Here is a 16238-nt window from a genome sequence, read left to right as displayed (position 1 = left end):
GTAAATTTTAAAAATTCATGAACGAGTAATTTCGGCTCTAAAATTTGAGCTAAGCGATAAGCGAAGCCAAATTTTAGTAGTCAATTCTTAGGAGTGAGTGAAATTTTAAAATTTGCAAAATAGTAAATTTCTATTTTTGAAATCGCAACTTTAAATTTATAAATTCTTTTATTCAAAAGGGAGACAAAGCCGTCCTATTATCCCCCCCCTTTTTTTTTAAATCCCCTGTCTGCTTGCAGTTACGAGACGAAGCCACAGTAAAAACCATCACACGTTAGAAGTGCATGCGATAGCACTACCATGCAACATGCGTTTTTATTACAAAAATTTCTGAGAAATTTTAAAATTTTAGTGTCATAACAAAGTGGGATTAAAATTCCCCGCTCATTTTGTCTTTGTAGTTATTTAGGCTATTTTGGCGCTCTTGTAAAAATGAACCAAGTTTTTTCTTATTTTCCTCAAAGAAAACTGCAAAGTCCTGCTCATTTTGGATCTTATCCTCACCAAAGCTATCAAGCATGACATTTGAGCTGCCAACTATCACTAGATAGCGCCTATTTTCGTAGCTTAGAAGCATTAGCTTGTTTGTGCGATCAAGGTATTTTTCATAGATGATATTGACGCCACTATTTTGGTTTTTAAGCAGCCAGTTCATCGACTTTGTGTCATTTTGTTGTTGATTTTGTGGCGTTTTGAACCCGCTAAAATCACTACTTTTTGAAGTGATATATCTTTTAAAAACATATAAAAATATAAGAAGCGCGATGAGCACACTTAGGACGATGAAATATCTCGAATCAATATTAACCATAGGTTCATTTTCTGCCTTTGGCGTGCTAGCAGTTTCTATCTTTGCGCTTGCTTGAGGCATGTTTTGTACCTGCGTTTTTGTGTTTTTTAGTGTCACTCTGATGCGAAGCCCGAAGCTATCTGTTGTCTTTGAAGCATTTACGATGATCGCATCGTTTGAGCGTAAATTTAAAACTAAAGAGTTTTGCTTTGGCTCAATATCTAGCTCTTGAATGATCTTTGAGTTTATATCCTTGCTCGCGCTTTGATCGTAGCTTAGTGAATTTAGTATCAAAGAGGTTGTGTCTTTTTCACGTTTTTGAAAGATATTGCCCTCGTAAGGCGCATCAAAGCTAAGCATGATATCGACCCTGTCGGTGCGCTCATAGATATTATATGTTAGCAAGTTTGAGGCTAAAATTTGTGTCACAAAAAGTATAAAAAATAATATTATTCTCATAAAAGTTCTTTTTTGAAGTACTGAATAACTGACTTTGAGTCCAAAATTTCATTTATCCTGATGGCTAAATTTTTCTCATAAACCATTACTTCGCCTTTTCCAAAAATTCTATTATTTATATATAGCTCCACGCTCTCGCCAGCTGGTTTTTCGAGATCTATGACCGAGCCAGCTTCAAATTTCAAAAGCTCATTTATGCTAACTGTGGTAGTTCCTAGCTCAGCTATAAAATCAACGCTTATATCCATAAGCTCGTCATAGCTCTTAAAAAGCCCTAGCTGTTCTAGTGTCTCTATCGCACCTTCATCGTTCATTGTATCTTGTAGCCTATTTGAAATGTTCTATTTTTTATCTTATATATAAATTTCTCTTTTAGCTTTATGCCAAAATTCTCAACCTCGCCCAAAAACTCAGGCGTTCCAAGCTTATAAGTATTTGGCTCTTTTTCATTTAGCAGATTTTTAGCCTTGCCGATGATCTGATTGGCTATCTCTTTGCAAAGATCGTCCAGATCGCCACCATCAACATCTTCGTGACCAAAAAAGGCATTCATGAAAATTTTTAAAGTATCTTTTTTAAAAAATAGATAAAACTGATACTCGCTTTTGCCCTTATAAACTGGTATGCTAGCCCCGTAAAATCCTTTACCAAGGCTCTTGCCAAACTCTAAATCCAACCCCAAAGTATCCTTGCAAAGATAGCTTGTGGCTTCATCTATAACTTTTCTCATATCTCTTCCTTAAGACTTGAAATGCACAGGTCATTATACTTTGGCTTTACTAAATTAGCTATAAATTTAAAAGAGATTATCTATCTCTTTTATCAGCTCTTTTCCGCTGTGCTGCGCAAAAAGCTTGACTATTTGCGTGCCTATTATCGCTCCGTCAGCATATTTTTTCACTTCGCTAACATCATCTTTGTTTTTGATACCAAAGCCCACAGCTACTGGCAGATCGCTCTTTTTCTTAAGCTCTAGGACTAAATTTCTTATCCTATCTTCATCAGCCCTTTTTGAGCCGCTAACGCCGATCGCACCAAGAGCGTAGATAAATCCTGAGCCAAATTTCAAAATTCCATCCGCCCTGCCCCCAGATGTGACGCTGATGAGCGGTATCAGGCTTAAATTTAGCTCCTTACACTTTAGAGCAAATTCCTCGCACTCCTCGCAAGGCAGATCTGGCACGATAAAGCCGCTAACTCCTGCCTCGACCGATCTTTTTAGAAATTTATCCACACCGTAAGCAAAGATGATATTAAAATAGACCAGAAAAACAAGTGGCTTTGTCACTTTTGCCTTGCAGCTCTCTAACGTGTTAAAGACAGCGTCCGTATTTACGCCCTTTTGCACCGACTCAAAGCTAGCTTGTGCGATGAGCTTGCCGTCAGCCAGTGGGTCAGAGTAAGGTATGCCGATCTCGACTAGATCAAGCGTACTCTCATCTAAATTTTCTAAAAATTCCTTCGTTTTCTCTAAGCTTGGATATCCAGCCACGATGTAGCCGATGTTTGCCTTTTTGCCGCTAAATGCGCTTCTTATCTTATCCATAAATTTTTCCTTTTTCGTAGCCGATAACTGTGTTTATGTCCTTATCGCCCCTGCCTGAGACATTTACGACGATGACGCTTTTTTTGTCAAGTTTTGGGCAAAGCTTTTCTAGATATGCCAGTGCGTGCGCGCTCTCGATGGCTGGGATGATGCCCTCCATCTTGCTTAAAAAATACAAGGCATTTATGCACTCATCGTCGGTTACTGCTTCGTATTTTACCCTTTTGATGTCGTTTAGGTGGGCGTGCTCTGGGCCGATGCCAGGGTAGTCTAGTCCTGCTGAGATGCTGTGAACTGGCGAGATCATACCGTACTCATCTTGCAAGACGGTCGTTTTCATGCCGTGGATGATGCCGGTTTTGCCTTTAGTAAGCGTAGCTGCGTGATAAGGCGTCTCTATGCCAAGGCCACCAGCCTCGATACCTACTAAATTTACGCTCTCATCGTCCAAAAACGCACTAAAAATGCCAATAGCATTACTGCCGCCGCCAACGCAGGCGATGATATAGTCGGCCTTTTTGCCGTAGTCTGCAAGCTGGGCTTTAGCCTCCGTACCAATAATACTTTGAAAGTCACGCACAATCTTTGGATATGGGTGCGGGCCAACGGCTGAGCCGATGACATAAAATGCACTCTCTATCTCATTTACCCACGCTTGTATGGCCGCCGTAGTCGCCTCTTTTAGCGTTTTTAGCCCGTCTTCAACGCTCACCACCTTTGCTCCAAGAAGCTGCATACGAAAGGCATTTAGCTGCTGTCTAGCAACATCCGTAGCACCCATATAGACATCGCACTCTAAGCCCAAAAGTGCCGCCGCAGTCGCTGTTGCCACGCCGTGCTGACCAGCTCCAGTTTCAGCTAAAATTTTCTTTTTACCCATCTTTTTGGCAAGCAGCGCTTGAGCAAGAGCGTTGTTTATCTTGTGCGCGCCCGTGTGGTTTAGGTCCTCTCTTTTTAGATAAATTTCATGTCCGTAGTGCTCGCTTAGGCGCTTTGCGAAAAAGAGCGGACTAGGCCTGCCAACGTAGTTTTTAAGCAGATCATCAAGCTCGTTTTTAAATTCTTTTGTCTTTGCGATGCTAGCATAGGCGTTTTCTAGCTCATCAAGTGCAAACATTACTGTCTCAGGCACGAACTGCCCGCCAAATTTTCCAAAATATGCTTTACTATTCATCTTCTACCTCACCTATGATCTTTAAAATTCTCTCTATCTTTTGCGCATCTTTTATGCCGTTTTCGTCCTCGACTTTTGAGTTGATATCGACTAGATATGGCTTAAATTTCAGCGCCTCTTTGATGTTCTGCTCGCCTATGCCCCCAGCCATGCCAAATTTAAATTTAAACTCTTTTAAAATTTCCCACTCAAAGCTAGTGCCATTGCCACCTGCATTTTCGCCCTTGCAGTCAAAAAGCGCCATGTCAAAATGCTTAAAATCAACCTCTGGCAAGCTATCTTTCACGCTAAAAACCTGCCAGATTTCTTGCCCCATATCTTTTAAATTTGTATGCAAATTTTCACTCACCACTCCGTGAATCTGAGCCACATCAATCCCCGCAAACTGACAAATTTCCATTATCTCGCAATCACTTTGCTCAACAAAAACACCAACTACTTTTTTGCCCTTGCTGTGAGCAAATTTCGCTATCTGCCTAGCTAAATTTAGCTCGACCCTTCTTTTGCTTTTGGCAAATATTAGTCCGATAAAATCAACATCCAAAGCGCAAACCGCACTTGCCTCATCTAGCGTTTTGATACCACAAATTTTAACTAGCGCCATTACGCTTGCGCCTTTATAAACTCTTCATAAAATTTATATGCCTTGCCGCTTTTTATCGCCTCAAGCACCATTTTTTTGGCCTCGTCTGGGCTCTTTGCGCCATCAGCTGCGTAGAGTACAAACATCGCATTAAAGACCACGATGTCAAATTTCGCCCCCTGCTCCTCGCCTTTTAACGTGCGTATCAAGGTTTTGGCGTTTTCTTCAGGTGTGCCGCCTTCTATGTCGCTGTGAAGCGCTCTTTTAAAGCCAAACTGCTCTGGCGTGATGCTGTACTCAAAAATTTCACCATTTTTTAGCTCCACAACGCTCGTTTCACTACAAAGCGTAATCTCGTCTAGTCCGTCATCGCCACGAACGACTAGAGCGTGCTTTCTGCCAAGGATTTTTAGCGTCTGGGCGTAAAGTTTTAAAACTGGTTTGTGATAGACGCCAACTAGCTGATTTGTAAGGTTTAAATTTGGATTTAAAAGCGGTCCAAGCACGTTAAACACGGTTCTTATGCCAAGTCTTTGGCGCACCTCTCGCACCTCACCAACTAATGGATGGAAAAATGGCGCGTGGAAAAAGGCTAAATTTTTACTAGCTAAATTTTCACGCTGTTTTGCGAGTGATTTTTCACTCTTTACGCCTAAAATTTCAAGCACATCAGAGCTACCTGACTTGCTTGAGACGGCCTTGTTGCCGTGTTTTGCAACCTTTATGCCAAGACTTGCAAGGATAAATGCGACCGTGGTTGAGATATTTATCGTCTTAAAGCCATCGCCTCCAGTGCCGCAAAGATCGATCATAGGCGTATCGTCGCGGTAGGTTTGCGAGTATTTTAGGATATTTTTCGCAAGTGCAGCAAGGCTTTTTGGATATAGACTCTTTTCGCTAATGAGCACCAAAAGTGCTGAAAGCTGCACGATCTCGTACTCTTTGCTAGCTATTATCTCGCAAATTTGTTCAAAGTCGCTATCATCAAGCGGTATGCTCTCTTGAAGCTTGATAAGATAAGGCTTGAGTGAGCGGATTTTAGGCTCTTTTACCTCATCTTTTGCTTTGTAATTTACAAAATTTTCAACGATCTTTTTGCCGTATTGTGTGAAGTAGCTCTCAGGGTGAAACTGGATGCCAAAGATTGGCTTATCTTTAACGCTAAGTGCCATAACTACGCCATCATCACTCACTGCATCAGCGCTTAAGCTAGCTGGGAGCTCATCGACATAGAGCGAGTGGTAGCGCATAACCTCAAATCGCTCAGGTAGCCCTGCAAAGAGTGGCTCTTTGTTTTTAACGTCTATAAACGAGGTTTTGCCGTGAAGTGGGTCGTCTAGCCTTTTTATCTTTGCGCCAAAACTAAGTCCTATGGCTTGGTGTCCAAGACAAATTCCAAGCACTGGTACGCCAAGGTCCGCCTCCAAAATTTCTAAGCAAACTCCGCTATCTTTCGGGTGCTTTGGCCCTGGGCTTAGGATGATCTTACTTGGGTTTAGTTTTTTGATCTCTTCAAGCGTTATCTTGTCGTTTCTAACACATCTAACCTCTTCATTTGTGAGCTCTTTTACGTACTGCTCGACGTTGAAGACAAAACTATCGTAGTTATCTATAAGTAAAATCAATCTCTATCCTTTTAAATTTAGCGGCGGCTACACGGACTAAATATTATAAATTTAGGTGAGATTATAACTAAAAGAAATTTTAATTAGGCTTTTGTGCGGCTCTCGTAGGCTTTTAAGAGCGATAGCATATCGACGTTTTCTAAATTTACACCAGTTGGCACACCTTGAGCGATCTTACTAAATGAAATTTCACTCATGCCAAGCTTATCCTCAACGTAAAGCATAAGAGCATCTGAATTTAGCCCTGGCGTAAAGGCAAAGACGACCTCTTTTGAGCCATTTTGCTTGATGGCACTTCGTAGCCTTTCTATCGTCTCCTCGTCGATCTCGTCAAGCACAAAGTAAAGGCCGTTATAAATGCCATTTTGCTCAAAGACTAAGATATCTTTTGGGCTCTCAACTAGCAAGATGACCTCGCTGTCCCTGCTCTCGTCGCTGCAAATGTCGCAAATTTCATTTTCGCTTAGCCCACCGCAACGCTCACAACGCTTGATAAATCTCACCGCATCTTCGATATTTTGAGCAAGCCTTAGCCCTGCAAAGCTATCTTGCATACAGACAAAGTAGGCAAATCTCGCGGCTGATTTTTTACCAACACCTGGTAGCTTAGCAAAAGACTCAGTTAGCTCGTTAAATTTCTCTAGGCCCCTTTTCATGCTCGTTTTGCCTTTGCACGAAGTAAAATTTTAAAGACGTGATAGCCATCCTCATAGTCATAAGCAAGCTCAAATTTTTGCATCTGACAAATTTGCTCGATGATGTAAAGTCCAAGCCCCATGCCACTTCCCGCACTCACTTTATCGCCTCTAACAAAGGCTTGTTTGTAGTAATCAATCGGATGATTTAGCTTTTTGCCTAAATTTTTAACCGCTATAAATTCACTATCGCAGATCAAGATGGCCTTTTTGTCCTCTGCGTATTTTAGGGCGTTATCTATCAAATTTTTAATCGCCAAACTAAAAAGCTGAAAATCAACTCTTAGTATAACGTCATCTCTGATGTCACAGCTCACTCGCTCTTCAAATTTATCAAGCATGAGCATATCTTGCACCTGCTCCAAAATGAGCGAGAAATGGCACTCTTGATAGTTTAGCGCGTAGCTTTTTGAAAGAAGCTGCTCGACCTTGCTAAATTCATTTATAAGCATCTCAAGGCGCTCAAAAACGTTTATGAGCCTCATCTTTTGAGTGTCGTTTGCGACCATCTCAGAGACGATCCTGCCCTTGCCAATAGGCGTCTTTAGCTCATGCATGATCGCACGTAAAAATAACTGCCTTGAGCGGATGAGCTCTCTGATCTTGCAAACGGCGTTGTCAAATTCAACTGCGACCTGCCCGATCTCGTCTTGCTCGTTTTCATTTAGCCTAGCAGTCATCGCCATCTCCATGTTTCCGCTGGCAAATTTTCTGATATCTTTGCTAAGTCTTCTAAGCGGCAAGAGGCTTCTAAGCACCGAGACATAAAGCGAGATAAGCAGAGCCGAGATGATCAAAAATGCCACCCAAAGCGGGTCATTTACGTGCCTTGCGTCGTTACTCTCAAGTAGCAGCTGAAAAGATGGATTTTTGATAAGCAGATACAAATCACCTTTGTAATTAACAGACTGCATCATTCCAAGAGGCGTGTGCTGCGTAAAAATGGCGTTTCCGCTTGTAGTAACTGAGGTGGCTAAATTTTTGTTGCCGACATATTCTAGGTTGAAATTTTTAAAGTAGTGCTCCAAATCTCTTGGGGGATTGCCACGCTCGTAAAGCGCCACAAGGTAGTTCATAGCGCTTATTTGTTTGTCTTTTAGCTTCTCAAGGGCACTTTCTTGCTGAATGTTTGCAAATGTCACAAAAAGCAAGCACATCAGCGAGAAAGCGATGGCAAAGATGATAGTTATCTTGGTGGTTATGGAGTATTTCATCCGATAAGTTTATATCCTATGCCTCTAACTGAAAATATATGTTTTGGCGCTTTTGAGCTATCGCCGATCTTCGTTCTAAGGCGTCCAATGATGACATCTAGGCTCTTTGAGTCCTTATCTTTTAGGCTCTTGCAGTTATAAACTAGCTGCTCGCGAGATACTGAAAAGCTGTGCTGTTTGATGAGATAGGTTAAAATTTCATACTCAGCAGGTGTTAGAGCAAGGGCTTCATTATTAAAGTAAATTTCATGGCGCTTGTCGTCTATCCTAAATGCGCTATCAACGACCTCTTCTTGCACTTCGTTTGTCTTTTTATATCTTCTAATAAGGCTTGTGATACGAGCATACATCTCTTTTGGATCGTATGGCTTTGGCAGGTAGTCGTCCGCTCCAAGCTGAAGTCCAACTACCTTGTCACTGATGTCACTGCGAGCTGAGCTTATAATGATAGGTATGTCGTATTTTTGGCGAATTTCTTTGCAAACTTCAAGGCCGTCTATGCCTGGCAAAGTAAGGTCAAGTATGAGCAGGTCATAGTTTTTTATCCCTGCGCTTAGGCCTAGATATGGGTCTTCAAAGTTAGTCACTTTTATATTAAAGCTATCAAGATATTCAGATAAAATTTGTGCAAATTCTGGATCGTCTTCGATCATTAAAACATTAATCATAATTTTTTCCTTTTGACTAAAAATAGTTAGAGATTATACGGCAAAAATGTAAATTCTTTTTTAAATTTAAACTTTTTTGGATAAAATCTCGCATTTAAAATAAGCTTAATGAACAAGGAAAAATGTGGAGTTTGATTATTACGAGATCCTTGAAATTTCAAGAAATGCAAGTGGCGACGAGATAAAAAAAGCCTTTAGAAAGCTCGCACTAAAGTACCACCCAGACAGAAATGCTGGCGACAAAGAGGCTGAGCAGAAATTTAAACAGATAAACGAAGCCTATCAGGTTTTAAGCGACGAGCAAAAACGCTCTATCTACGACAGATACGGCAAAGAAGGGCTTGAGGGCAGATTTGGCAGTGGGGGCGGATTTAGCGCTGATTTTGATCTTTCAGACATTTTTGACTCGTTTTTTGGAGGCGGTTTTGGTGGTGGCTCTAGACAGAGAAAAAGACGAGCTGAAAAGTATTCGGCCGACCTTGAAATTCCTATAAATTTAGAGTTTAACGAAGCTGTTTTTGGCTGTGAAAAAGAGATCAAATTTGATCAAAAAGTGCCTTGCCCAACATGCAACGCCACAGGTAGCAAAGACGGCAAAAACAAAACTTGCCAGCACTGCGGCGGAAGCGGCAGGATCACGCGTGGAAATGGCTTTATGAATATCGTTCAAGAGTGCCCATACTGCCACGGATCTGGCGAAGTGATAAGCGAGCCATGCCCTGATTGCAACGCAAAAGCTTATAAAATCAAAGAGCAAAGCGTCAAGATCACGATCCCAGAGGGCGTTGATAGTGGCATGAGGATGAGGGTCGCTGGTAAAGGCAACATCGGTGCAAACGGCGTTCAAGGCGATCTTTATGTGAGCATAAATGTAAAAGACGACAAGCACTTTATCCGCCACAATGACGACGTTTATATAGAAATTCCAGTATTTTTTACCCAAGCTGTTCTTGGCGAGAGTATAAAAATCCCAACACTTCGCGGTGAAGCAGAGCTAAAACTGCCAGTTGGTGCGAAAGATAAACAGCAATTTATCTTTGAAAATGAGGGTATCAAGGGCGTAAATTCACGCAAAAAAGGCAGACTTGTAGCTCAAATTTCTATCCAAACGCCTGATAAACTAAGCGACGAACAAAAAGAGCTTTTAAACAAACTTCAAGCTAGTTTTGGCATAGTTTCAGGCAAGTCAAGCACCGATGAAAGCGTCTTTGACAAGATAAAAAGCTGGTTTAAAGGAGACGAGCCAAAAGGCAAAAAGAAAAAATAAATTTAAATTTGTGGCGTGAAATTTGGCGTCACAAATTCTTTCAAAATAAATTTTATATCCTAATTTTTACAAGTAAATTTCACACAAATTTTAAAATTTGTAAAAAAGTAAAAAATTTACAAAACCCTATTTCTCGCCCTTAAACAAAGAATCAAAATACTCATCAATATTAACGCCATCTTTTTTCATATCTTTTAGCCACTCGTCTATCAGCGCCCAGCCTGGCTCATTTACTTCTATAAGCTCGTCCAAAGTTCTCATTTTCTGTCCTTGCGATAAATTTGGTGAAATTTAAAAGAAGAATTTGGCGAGCCGCCCCGCCAAATTTATATCAGTAAGTTACTTTGCGTCCCAAGCTAGGATCGTGTTGCCCTCGGCATCGGTAGCCACGTCGCCCATACCCATGATGTTGTAGCCGCAGTCTACGTAGTGAACCTCGCCTGTCACGCCGCTAGCTAGGTCGCTAAGCAGGTACATAGCGCTGTTGCCGACGTCTTCAGTGGTGACGTTGCGTTTTAGCGGGCTGTTTACTTCGTTGTAGCGCAAGATCATCCTAAAGTCGCCTATGCCGCTTGCCGCAAGCGTCTTGATAGGACCTGCGCTGATCGCATTTACGCGGATATTTCTAGCGCCAAGGTCGTGTGCTAGGTAGCGAACTGAGCTCTCAAGTGCCGCTTTTGCAACGCCCATGACGTTGTAGTGTGGCACAAATTTTGGTCCGCCAAGATATGTAAGAGTAAGGACCGAGCTGCTCTCTTTTAGCACTGGTAGGACCGCGCGAGTAAGGCTTAGTAGCGAGTAAACGCTCGTGCCCATCGCTATGTCAAATGCCTCTTTTGTGGTATTTACAAACTCGCCCTCAAGTGCCTCTTTTGGTGCGTAAGCCACCGCATGCACGACAAAATCGATCTCGCCAAGGTCTGCTTTTATGCGATCTGCAAGGCCGTCTAAGTGCGCTTGGTTATTTACATCAAGCTCGTAGACAAATTTGCTTCCAAACTCCTCAGCGATCGGCTCTACACGCTTTTTCAGAGCGTCATTTAGGTATGTAAATGCCATTTGCGCACCTTGATCGTGACAAGCTTTTGCGATGCCGTAAGCGATTGATTTTGCATTGGCAACACCTACGATCAGACCTTTTTTACCTTTTAGTATCATCATTTCTCCTTTAAAATTTTGCAATTCAAATTTTAAACCAAATTTAATAGCGGCAGTATCACGCAACTCCTGATGTTTAAATTTGCGTTTCGAAATTTAAACAAACCAACAAGCGGATATATCGCTAGGTAAATTTAAATGTTTCGCAGCAAATTTCATCCCAGACTAGGCAGATAGCCTGTCACAGGGTGAAATTTGCAAGATCGTTTAAATTTATCAGCGAGATGCCGCGTTAATAAGCCCTAGAAAATTATTCGCATCCCAGCTGGCTGTGCCTACTAGCACCCCATCGCAGCTCTTTATACCTGCGATATCAGCGATGTTTGCTGCATTGACGCTTCCGCCGTAAAGTAGCGGCACGTTTGCCTTTGTCTTTAAAAAACTTAGCACCTCATCTATCTGCTCTATGCTAGCGCTCTTGCCAGTTCCTATCGCCCAGATCGGCTCGTAGGCGATGACTAGATTTTTATAGCCAATGTCGATATTTTCAAGCTGGCGACTTAGAAATTCTTTGGTCGCTCCGCTTTCATTTGTGCTTAAATTTTCGCCGATGCAGTAGATCACGTTCCAACCATTTTTTGCGGCAAAGTCAAATTTCGCTCGCAAAAACTCCTCGCTCTCTTTTAAAATTTCACGCCTCTCAGAGTGGCCGATCAGCACATCTTTGATGCCAAACTCATCAAGCATCGCCTTGCCGATCTCGCCGGTAAATGCCCCGCTCTCGCACGGATAGAAATTCTGCGTCCCAAGCCTAAACATATGCCTTTTTTCATCAAAGGCACTAGCTGGCGCAAATACGCTCACATCGTCATTTGCGCTTAAATTTGCGTCTAAAATTTTTGCGTACTCTCTAAAGCTCTCTCTTGTGTGGTTGCACTTTAAATTCGCTAGAAATTTCAAGACCTACTCCTCTTTTCTAAGCGGTTTTATGCCAGGCAGCTCTTTGCCTTCTATTAGCTCCAAGCTAGCACCACCGCCAGTTGAGATAAATGTCATCTCATCAGCGTCGCCTGCGCGCTCGACCACGTCAGCCGTATCACCGCCGCCAACAACGGTTGTCGCGTGAGTGTCAATGATAGCGTGACTCATTTTGATGCTGCCTTTGCTAAATTTATCCATCTCAAAAACGCCCATAGGTCCGTTCCACCAGATAGTCTGCGCATCTGCGATGACCTCTTTAAATAGTCTAATGGACGCTGGTCCTATGTCAAGCCCCATCCAGCCGTTTGGAATCTCTTGAGCTGGGACGTATTTTACGGCACTTTCAGCTGAAAATGTCTGAGCAGCGACGACATCCACTGGCAGATAAATTTTCACTCCTAGCTCTTTGCCTTTTTGTAAAATTTGCCTTGCATCTTCGATGAGCTCTTCTTCAAGGAGCGAATTTCCGATGTTTTCGCCAAGTGATTTTAAAAATGTAAATGCCATGCCACCGCCTATTATAAGCTTATCAACACGTGGCAGAAGGTTATGCAATGCTTGAAGCTTGCCGCTCACCTTGCTACCGCCAACAACTGCGACAAATGGACGTGACGGATGTTTTATCAAATTTTGAGCGAAATTTATCTCCTTTTGTAGTAAAAATCCCGCCGCTTTATGCTTTTCATCGTAAAATTTAGTGATCGCCTCAACCGATGCGTGAGCCCTGTGGCAAACGCCAAATGCGTCGTTTATGTAAAATTCGCCAAATTCTGAAAGCTCTTTTGCTAAATTTTCATCATTTTTTGTCTCGCCCTTTTCAAAGCGCAAATTTTCTATCATCAAAATTTCGCCTGGCTTTAGCGCCTCAGCCTTTGTTTTAGCGTCATTTCCGATCACATCTTCAGCAAATATCACCTCCCTATCAAGAAGTCTTGATAGCCTTTTTGCTACGCCTTGAAGTGAAAATTTCTCCTCGTAACCATTTTTTGGGCGTCCAAGATGGCTAGCCAAAACCACGCTGCAGCCGTTATCTAGGCAGTAGCGGATAGTTGGTATCGCTGAGCGGATCCTGCGGTCATCAGTGATGTTTAAAAACTCGTCCATAGGCACGTTAAAATCGCACCTTATAAAGACTTTTGCGCCGTTTAGCTCAAGGTCGTTGATCGATAAAATATCACTCATTTTTTACCCTTTAAATTTACTTTGTAGCCACGATCTTAGCAAGATCTACAAGCCTTGTTGAGTAGCCCCACTCGTTGTCGTACCACGCAAAGACCTTCACCATATCATCAGCGATGACCTGCGTAGTGTCGCTCGCTACGATGCTGCTAAAGGTGCTTGTGCAAAAGTCGCTGCTAACTCTGTAGTCGTCATCGACAAATAAAATTCCCTTTAAATTTGACTCCGCAGCCGCTCTAAACGCCTCGTTTATCTCCTCTTTGCTAGCTGGTCTTTTTAAAACCGCCGTTAGATCGACCATTGATACGTTTGCCACTGGCACGCGCACTGCTTGGCCGTGCAACTTGCCGCTTAGCTCTGGAAGTACTTTAGCGATCGCTTTTGCAGCTCCTGTGGTCGTAGGTCCGATATTTAGTGCTGCTGCGCGTGAGCGGCGGAAGTCTTTAGCTTTTACATCAACTAGGCTCTGGCCATTTGTATATGCGTGGATCGTAGTCATAAGCCCTTTTACGATGCCAAATTTATCGTTTAGCACCTTTGCTACTGGAGCTAGGCCGTTTGTAGTGCAGCTTGCATTTGAAACGATCGCTTCGCCTGCGTATTTATCGTCGTTTACGCCGACTACAAATGTAGCAGTATCATCTTTTGCAGGAGCGCTCATGACGACTTTTTTGACGCCGCGAGCAAGATAAGGCTCACATTTTTCAGTGGTTAAAAACTTGCCAGTGCACTCTAAAACTACGTCCACGCCGTAGTCTGCGTAGCTAAGCTCGTTTAAATCTCTTGTAGAAAAAACTCTTATCTTTTTGCCATTTACTTCTATAAAATCGTCGCTTATCACCTTAACGTCTTGCTTAAATTCGCCATGCACGCTGTCGTATTTGAGCAAATACCTCGTCATATCCCTTGTTGCGGTGTCGTTAATAGCGACAAGCTCAACATCATCTCGCTCTAAAATAATACGCGCAGCACACCTACCGATACGCCCAAAGCCGTTTATTGCTACTTTAACTGACATCTTAGCTCCTTTTGATATAATTACGCCTAATTCTACAAAAAAGAATTTTAAAACAAATATAAACAAGGCACTTTAATAGATGAAGTTAGCACTTTTTGGCGGGAGCTTTGATCCGGTTCATTTAGGACACGATAGCATTGTGAAAATGGCACTAAGCGGCCTTGATATCGACAAGCTCATCATCATGCCAACTTTTATAAGTCCCTTTAAGAGCGAATTTTCAGCTCCGCCAGAGCTTCGCCTAAAGTGGATAAGAGAAATTTGGGGCGGCCTAGAGAAGGTCGAGATATCAGACTATGAGATAAATTTAGCTCGCCCAGTGCCTACCATAGAGACTGTTAAGTATTTGTATGAGAAATTCAAGATAGAGAAATTTTATCTCATAATAGGCGCGGACCACCTAGCTACGCTTGATAAGTGGCATGGATATGAGGAGCTAAAAAATTTAGTGCAGTTTGTGATCGCCAAGCGCAATCATATAGAAATTCCACAAAATTTACAAAAAATGGACGTGCATGTGGATGTTAGCTCATCGCAGATCAGGCACCAAAAGGGGCTTGATGAGCTGCCTAGCGAGATAAAAGATGAGATTATAAATTTTTACCAAGGATTAAAGATGCAAGAGAGATCGATGCAAGAGCGCACCGAAAGTATAGTTAAGGTTTTAGACTCAAAAAAAGCTGAAGAGATACAAGTGTTTGATATGAGCGGGGATGATTATTTCGTAAAAGCCGTAGTTATCGCTACGACTCTTGGTGAGAGGCATGCTTATTCACTGAGCGAGGATCTAAAAGAGGAGTTAAAGCCTCTTGGTGAGAAATTTATAGGCACGGAGAGCTCGCCTGATTGGATCGTGATGGACCTTGGTGACATTTTGATACATCTTTTAAGCCCAGCTTATAGAGCAAAATACAACATCGAAGAGTTTTTGCAAAAGCTAAAAACTAGCAAAGAGTCTTAACAAAGACAAGCGATGAGCAAATAAGCCATAAAAATATAAAAAATGCTAACAAAAATGGCTTTTTGCCAGTCGCTTTAAATATACTCCTATCTATCCCAAACCCCAAAGCACACATCGCCACGCAAAGGCAGATGCTAGCTAAGAGCTTAAAAATTTGCACCAAATTTTCAGGGAAAAATGGCAAAGATCTAATGCAGATCGCCACTAGGAAAAATAGCGCAAACCACGGAATGCTCTTTAGCTTTGAGCCGCCACTATTTTGGCTTAAATTTAAGAAATTTAGCAAAAACAAAAATGGCACTAGCATGATGACGCGAAGCATTTTTATGATGAGGGCGGTGCTGCTTGTCGCGCCATCAAATGCTGCTGAGGCTCCGACAACGTGAGCTACCTCGTGAAGTGAGCCGCCGATAAAAAAGCCAGTTTGCTGAGGCGTGAGAGCTAGAAATTTAGCGATAAACGGATAGATAAACATGCCAATAGTCCCAAAGAGTACAACAGTGCAAATGGCGATAGCAAGCTTGTTTGCGTCCGCTTTTATCTCATTTTGAGTAGCCATAACAGCAGCTGCGCCGCAGATGCTTGCCCCTGAGCCAATGAGCACGGCACTATCCTTGCTAAGCCCCAAAGCTTTAGCGACAAAAAGCGCAAAGCAAAAGGTTGCAAATACCATAAAAGCTGAGTATATCACGCCTAGAGTGCCGACACTTGTGATCTCGCTAAGGCTTATGTTAAAGCCAAAAAGTATGATACCTAGCCTTAAAATTTGCTTCCCAGCGACCGCTACGACGCCACTTGATTTTATAGTTTGTGTTTGTTTTGGAAAAAAATTTGCAAAAATGGCGCCAAGAATGATCGAGATGATGAGCGGGCTAATATGAAATTTGGCTAGAAGCGTGTTTGAGAGCGTAAAAGAAATGGCACAGATCAGCGCCAAAACAAGCACAGCAAGAAATTTATGAGACATATTTTAACCTTAA

At 42.2% G+C, this 16238-nt stretch carries 18 protein-coding genes; 2 read left to right on the top strand and 16 right to left on the bottom strand.

Features of this window, described 5'->3' with window-relative positions:
• Positions 1 to 370 precede the first annotated feature (370 nt).
• The 10 genes from G6W42_RS01930 to G6W42_RS01885 form a co-directional block, all read right to left on the bottom strand.
• Positions 371 to 1249 carry a hypothetical protein gene (locus G6W42_RS01930; RefSeq protein WP_194172738.1) on the bottom strand — a complete coding sequence of 293 codons (879 nt, stop codon included), beginning with the start codon at positions 1247 to 1249 and terminating at the stop codon, positions 371 to 373.
• Complete coding sequence (gene fliN, locus G6W42_RS01925) at positions 1246 to 1563, bottom strand: flagellar motor switch protein FliN (RefSeq protein WP_002942551.1); 318 nt, start codon at positions 1561 to 1563, stop codon at positions 1246 to 1248. Before fliN ends, G6W42_RS01930 begins: the two co-directional genes overlap by 4 nt.
• A complete protein-coding gene (locus G6W42_RS01920; RefSeq protein WP_107791023.1) occupies positions 1560 to 1979 on the bottom strand; it encodes a chemotaxis protein CheX in 420 nt (139 codons plus the stop codon). Before G6W42_RS01920 ends, fliN begins: the two co-directional genes overlap by 4 nt.
• A gap of 66 nt (positions 1980 to 2045) precedes the next feature.
• Positions 2046 to 2795, bottom strand: coding sequence for a tryptophan synthase subunit alpha (gene trpA / locus G6W42_RS01915; RefSeq protein ID WP_194172737.1), 750 nt, complete (start codon positions 2793 to 2795; stop codon positions 2046 to 2048).
• A complete protein-coding gene (gene trpB / locus G6W42_RS01910) occupies positions 2788 to 3969 on the bottom strand; it encodes a tryptophan synthase subunit beta (RefSeq protein WP_194172736.1) in 1182 nt (393 codons plus the stop codon). Before trpB ends, trpA begins: the two co-directional genes overlap by 8 nt.
• Positions 3962 to 4573, bottom strand: coding sequence for a phosphoribosylanthranilate isomerase (locus tag G6W42_RS01905; RefSeq protein WP_194172735.1), 612 nt, complete (start codon positions 4571 to 4573; stop codon positions 3962 to 3964). The genes trpB and G6W42_RS01905 overlap by 8 nt, the downstream gene beginning before the upstream one ends.
• Positions 4573 to 6177, bottom strand: coding sequence for an anthranilate phosphoribosyltransferase (gene trpD, locus G6W42_RS01900; protein WP_194172734.1), 1605 nt, complete (start codon positions 6175 to 6177; stop codon positions 4573 to 4575). Before trpD ends, G6W42_RS01905 begins: the two co-directional genes overlap by 1 nt.
• 83 nt (positions 6178 to 6260) lie before the next feature.
• Positions 6261 to 6833: a recombination mediator RecR gene (gene recR, locus G6W42_RS01895; RefSeq protein ID WP_194172733.1), complete on the bottom strand. Its 573-nt coding sequence runs from the start codon at positions 6831 to 6833 to the stop codon at positions 6261 to 6263.
• Positions 6830 to 8086, bottom strand: coding sequence for an ArsS family sensor histidine kinase (locus G6W42_RS01890; RefSeq protein WP_021086841.1), 1257 nt, complete (start codon positions 8084 to 8086; stop codon positions 6830 to 6832). Before G6W42_RS01890 ends, recR begins: the two co-directional genes overlap by 4 nt.
• Positions 8083 to 8754 carry a response regulator transcription factor gene (locus G6W42_RS01885; RefSeq protein ID WP_009294394.1) on the bottom strand — a complete coding sequence of 224 codons (672 nt, stop codon included), beginning with the start codon at positions 8752 to 8754 and terminating at the stop codon, positions 8083 to 8085. The genes G6W42_RS01890 and G6W42_RS01885 overlap by 4 nt, the downstream gene beginning before the upstream one ends.
• Positions 8755 to 8878: 124 nt before the next feature.
• Between G6W42_RS01885 and dnaJ the strand changes: the two genes are divergently transcribed.
• Positions 8879 to 10021, top strand: coding sequence for a molecular chaperone DnaJ (dnaJ, locus tag G6W42_RS01880; protein ID WP_194172732.1), 1143 nt, complete (start codon positions 8879 to 8881; stop codon positions 10019 to 10021).
• Positions 10022 to 10147: 126 nt separating this feature from the next.
• On the opposite strand, the gene G6W42_RS10440 is transcribed toward dnaJ, so the two are convergent.
• The 5 genes from G6W42_RS10440 to gap form a co-directional block, all read right to left on the bottom strand.
• The gene (locus G6W42_RS10440) at positions 10148 to 10282 is read right to left on the bottom strand and encodes a DUF2625 domain-containing protein (RefSeq protein WP_242042556.1); all 135 of its coding nucleotides are present in this window, start codon (positions 10280 to 10282) and stop codon (positions 10148 to 10150) included.
• A 78-nt stretch (positions 10283 to 10360) separates the two neighbouring features.
• Positions 10361 to 11179, bottom strand: coding sequence for an enoyl-ACP reductase FabI (gene fabI / locus G6W42_RS01875; RefSeq protein WP_194172731.1), 819 nt, complete (start codon positions 11177 to 11179; stop codon positions 10361 to 10363).
• A gap of 216 nt (positions 11180 to 11395) precedes the next feature.
• Complete coding sequence (locus tag G6W42_RS01870; RefSeq protein WP_194172730.1) at positions 11396 to 12079, bottom strand: triose-phosphate isomerase; 684 nt, start codon at positions 12077 to 12079, stop codon at positions 11396 to 11398.
• A gap of 3 nt (positions 12080 to 12082) precedes the next feature.
• Positions 12083 to 13282, bottom strand: coding sequence for a phosphoglycerate kinase (locus G6W42_RS01865; RefSeq protein ID WP_194172729.1), 1200 nt, complete (start codon positions 13280 to 13282; stop codon positions 12083 to 12085).
• A 16-nt stretch (positions 13283 to 13298) separates the two neighbouring features.
• Positions 13299 to 14297, bottom strand: coding sequence for a type I glyceraldehyde-3-phosphate dehydrogenase (gene gap / locus G6W42_RS01860; RefSeq protein WP_009294741.1), 999 nt, complete (start codon positions 14295 to 14297; stop codon positions 13299 to 13301).
• A 79-nt stretch (positions 14298 to 14376) separates the two neighbouring features.
• On the opposite strand from gap, the gene nadD reads away from it, so the two are divergent.
• Complete coding sequence (nadD, locus tag G6W42_RS01855) at positions 14377 to 15258, top strand: nicotinate (nicotinamide) nucleotide adenylyltransferase (RefSeq protein ID WP_194172728.1); 882 nt, start codon at positions 14377 to 14379, stop codon at positions 15256 to 15258.
• Here the strand turns inward: nadD and G6W42_RS01850 are convergent.
• Positions 15242 to 16225 (bottom strand): YeiH family protein, encoded by a 984-nt coding sequence (locus G6W42_RS01850; protein ID WP_194172727.1) that lies wholly within the window; start codon positions 16223 to 16225, stop codon positions 15242 to 15244. The genes nadD and G6W42_RS01850 overlap by 17 nt on opposite strands.
• Between the last annotated feature and the right edge of the window lie 13 nt (positions 16226 to 16238).

It is taken from the genome of Campylobacter concisus (assembly GCF_015230015.1).
GTDB lineage: Bacteria > Campylobacterota > Campylobacteria > Campylobacterales > Campylobacteraceae > Campylobacter_A > Campylobacter_A concisus_AF.
This window is presented reverse-complemented; position numbering and strand designations above follow the sequence as displayed.

Bases quoted from the DNA above. Each gene is read 5' to 3' on its own strand.
- G6W42_RS01930 (WP_194172738.1), bottom strand. From the start codon at position 1,249: ATGAGAATAATATTATTTTTTATACTTTTTGTGACACAAATTTTAGCC.
- fliN (WP_002942551.1), bottom strand. From the start codon at position 1,563: ATGAACGATGAAGGTGCGATAGAGACACTAGAACAGCTAGGGCTTTTT.
- G6W42_RS01920 (WP_107791023.1), bottom strand. From the start codon at position 1,979: ATGAGAAAAGTTATAGATGAAGCCACAAGCTATCTTTGCAAGGATACT.
- trpA (WP_194172737.1), bottom strand. From the start codon at position 2,795: ATGGATAAGATAAGAAGCGCATTTAGCGGCAAAAAGGCAAACATCGGC.
- trpB (WP_194172736.1), bottom strand. From the start codon at position 3,969: ATGAATAGTAAAGCATATTTTGGAAAATTTGGCGGGCAGTTCGTGCCT.
- G6W42_RS01905 (WP_194172735.1), bottom strand. From the start codon at position 4,573: ATGGCGCTAGTTAAAATTTGTGGTATCAAAACGCTAGATGAGGCAAGT.
- recR (WP_194172733.1), bottom strand. From the start codon at position 6,833: ATGAAAAGGGGCCTAGAGAAATTTAACGAGCTAACTGAGTCTTTTGCT.
- G6W42_RS01890 (WP_021086841.1), bottom strand. From the start codon at position 8,086: ATGAAATACTCCATAACCACCAAGATAACTATCATCTTTGCCATCGCT.
- G6W42_RS01885 (WP_009294394.1), bottom strand. From the start codon at position 8,754: ATGATTAATGTTTTAATGATCGAAGACGATCCAGAATTTGCACAAATT.
- G6W42_RS10440 (WP_242042556.1), bottom strand. From the start codon at position 10,282: ATGAGAACTTTGGACGAGCTTATAGAAGTAAATGAGCCAGGCTGGGCG.
- fabI (WP_194172731.1), bottom strand. From the start codon at position 11,179: ATGATACTAAAAGGTAAAAAAGGTCTGATCGTAGGTGTTGCCAATGCA.
- G6W42_RS01865 (WP_194172729.1), bottom strand. From the start codon at position 13,282: ATGAGTGATATTTTATCGATCAACGACCTTGAGCTAAACGGCGCAAAA.
- gap (WP_009294741.1), bottom strand. From the start codon at position 14,297: ATGTCAGTTAAAGTAGCAATAAACGGCTTTGGGCGTATCGGTAGGTGT.
- nadD (WP_194172728.1), top strand. From the start codon at position 14,377: ATGAAGTTAGCACTTTTTGGCGGGAGCTTTGATCCGGTTCATTTAGGA.
- G6W42_RS01850 (WP_194172727.1), bottom strand. From the start codon at position 16,225: ATGTCTCATAAATTTCTTGCTGTGCTTGTTTTGGCGCTGATCTGTGCC.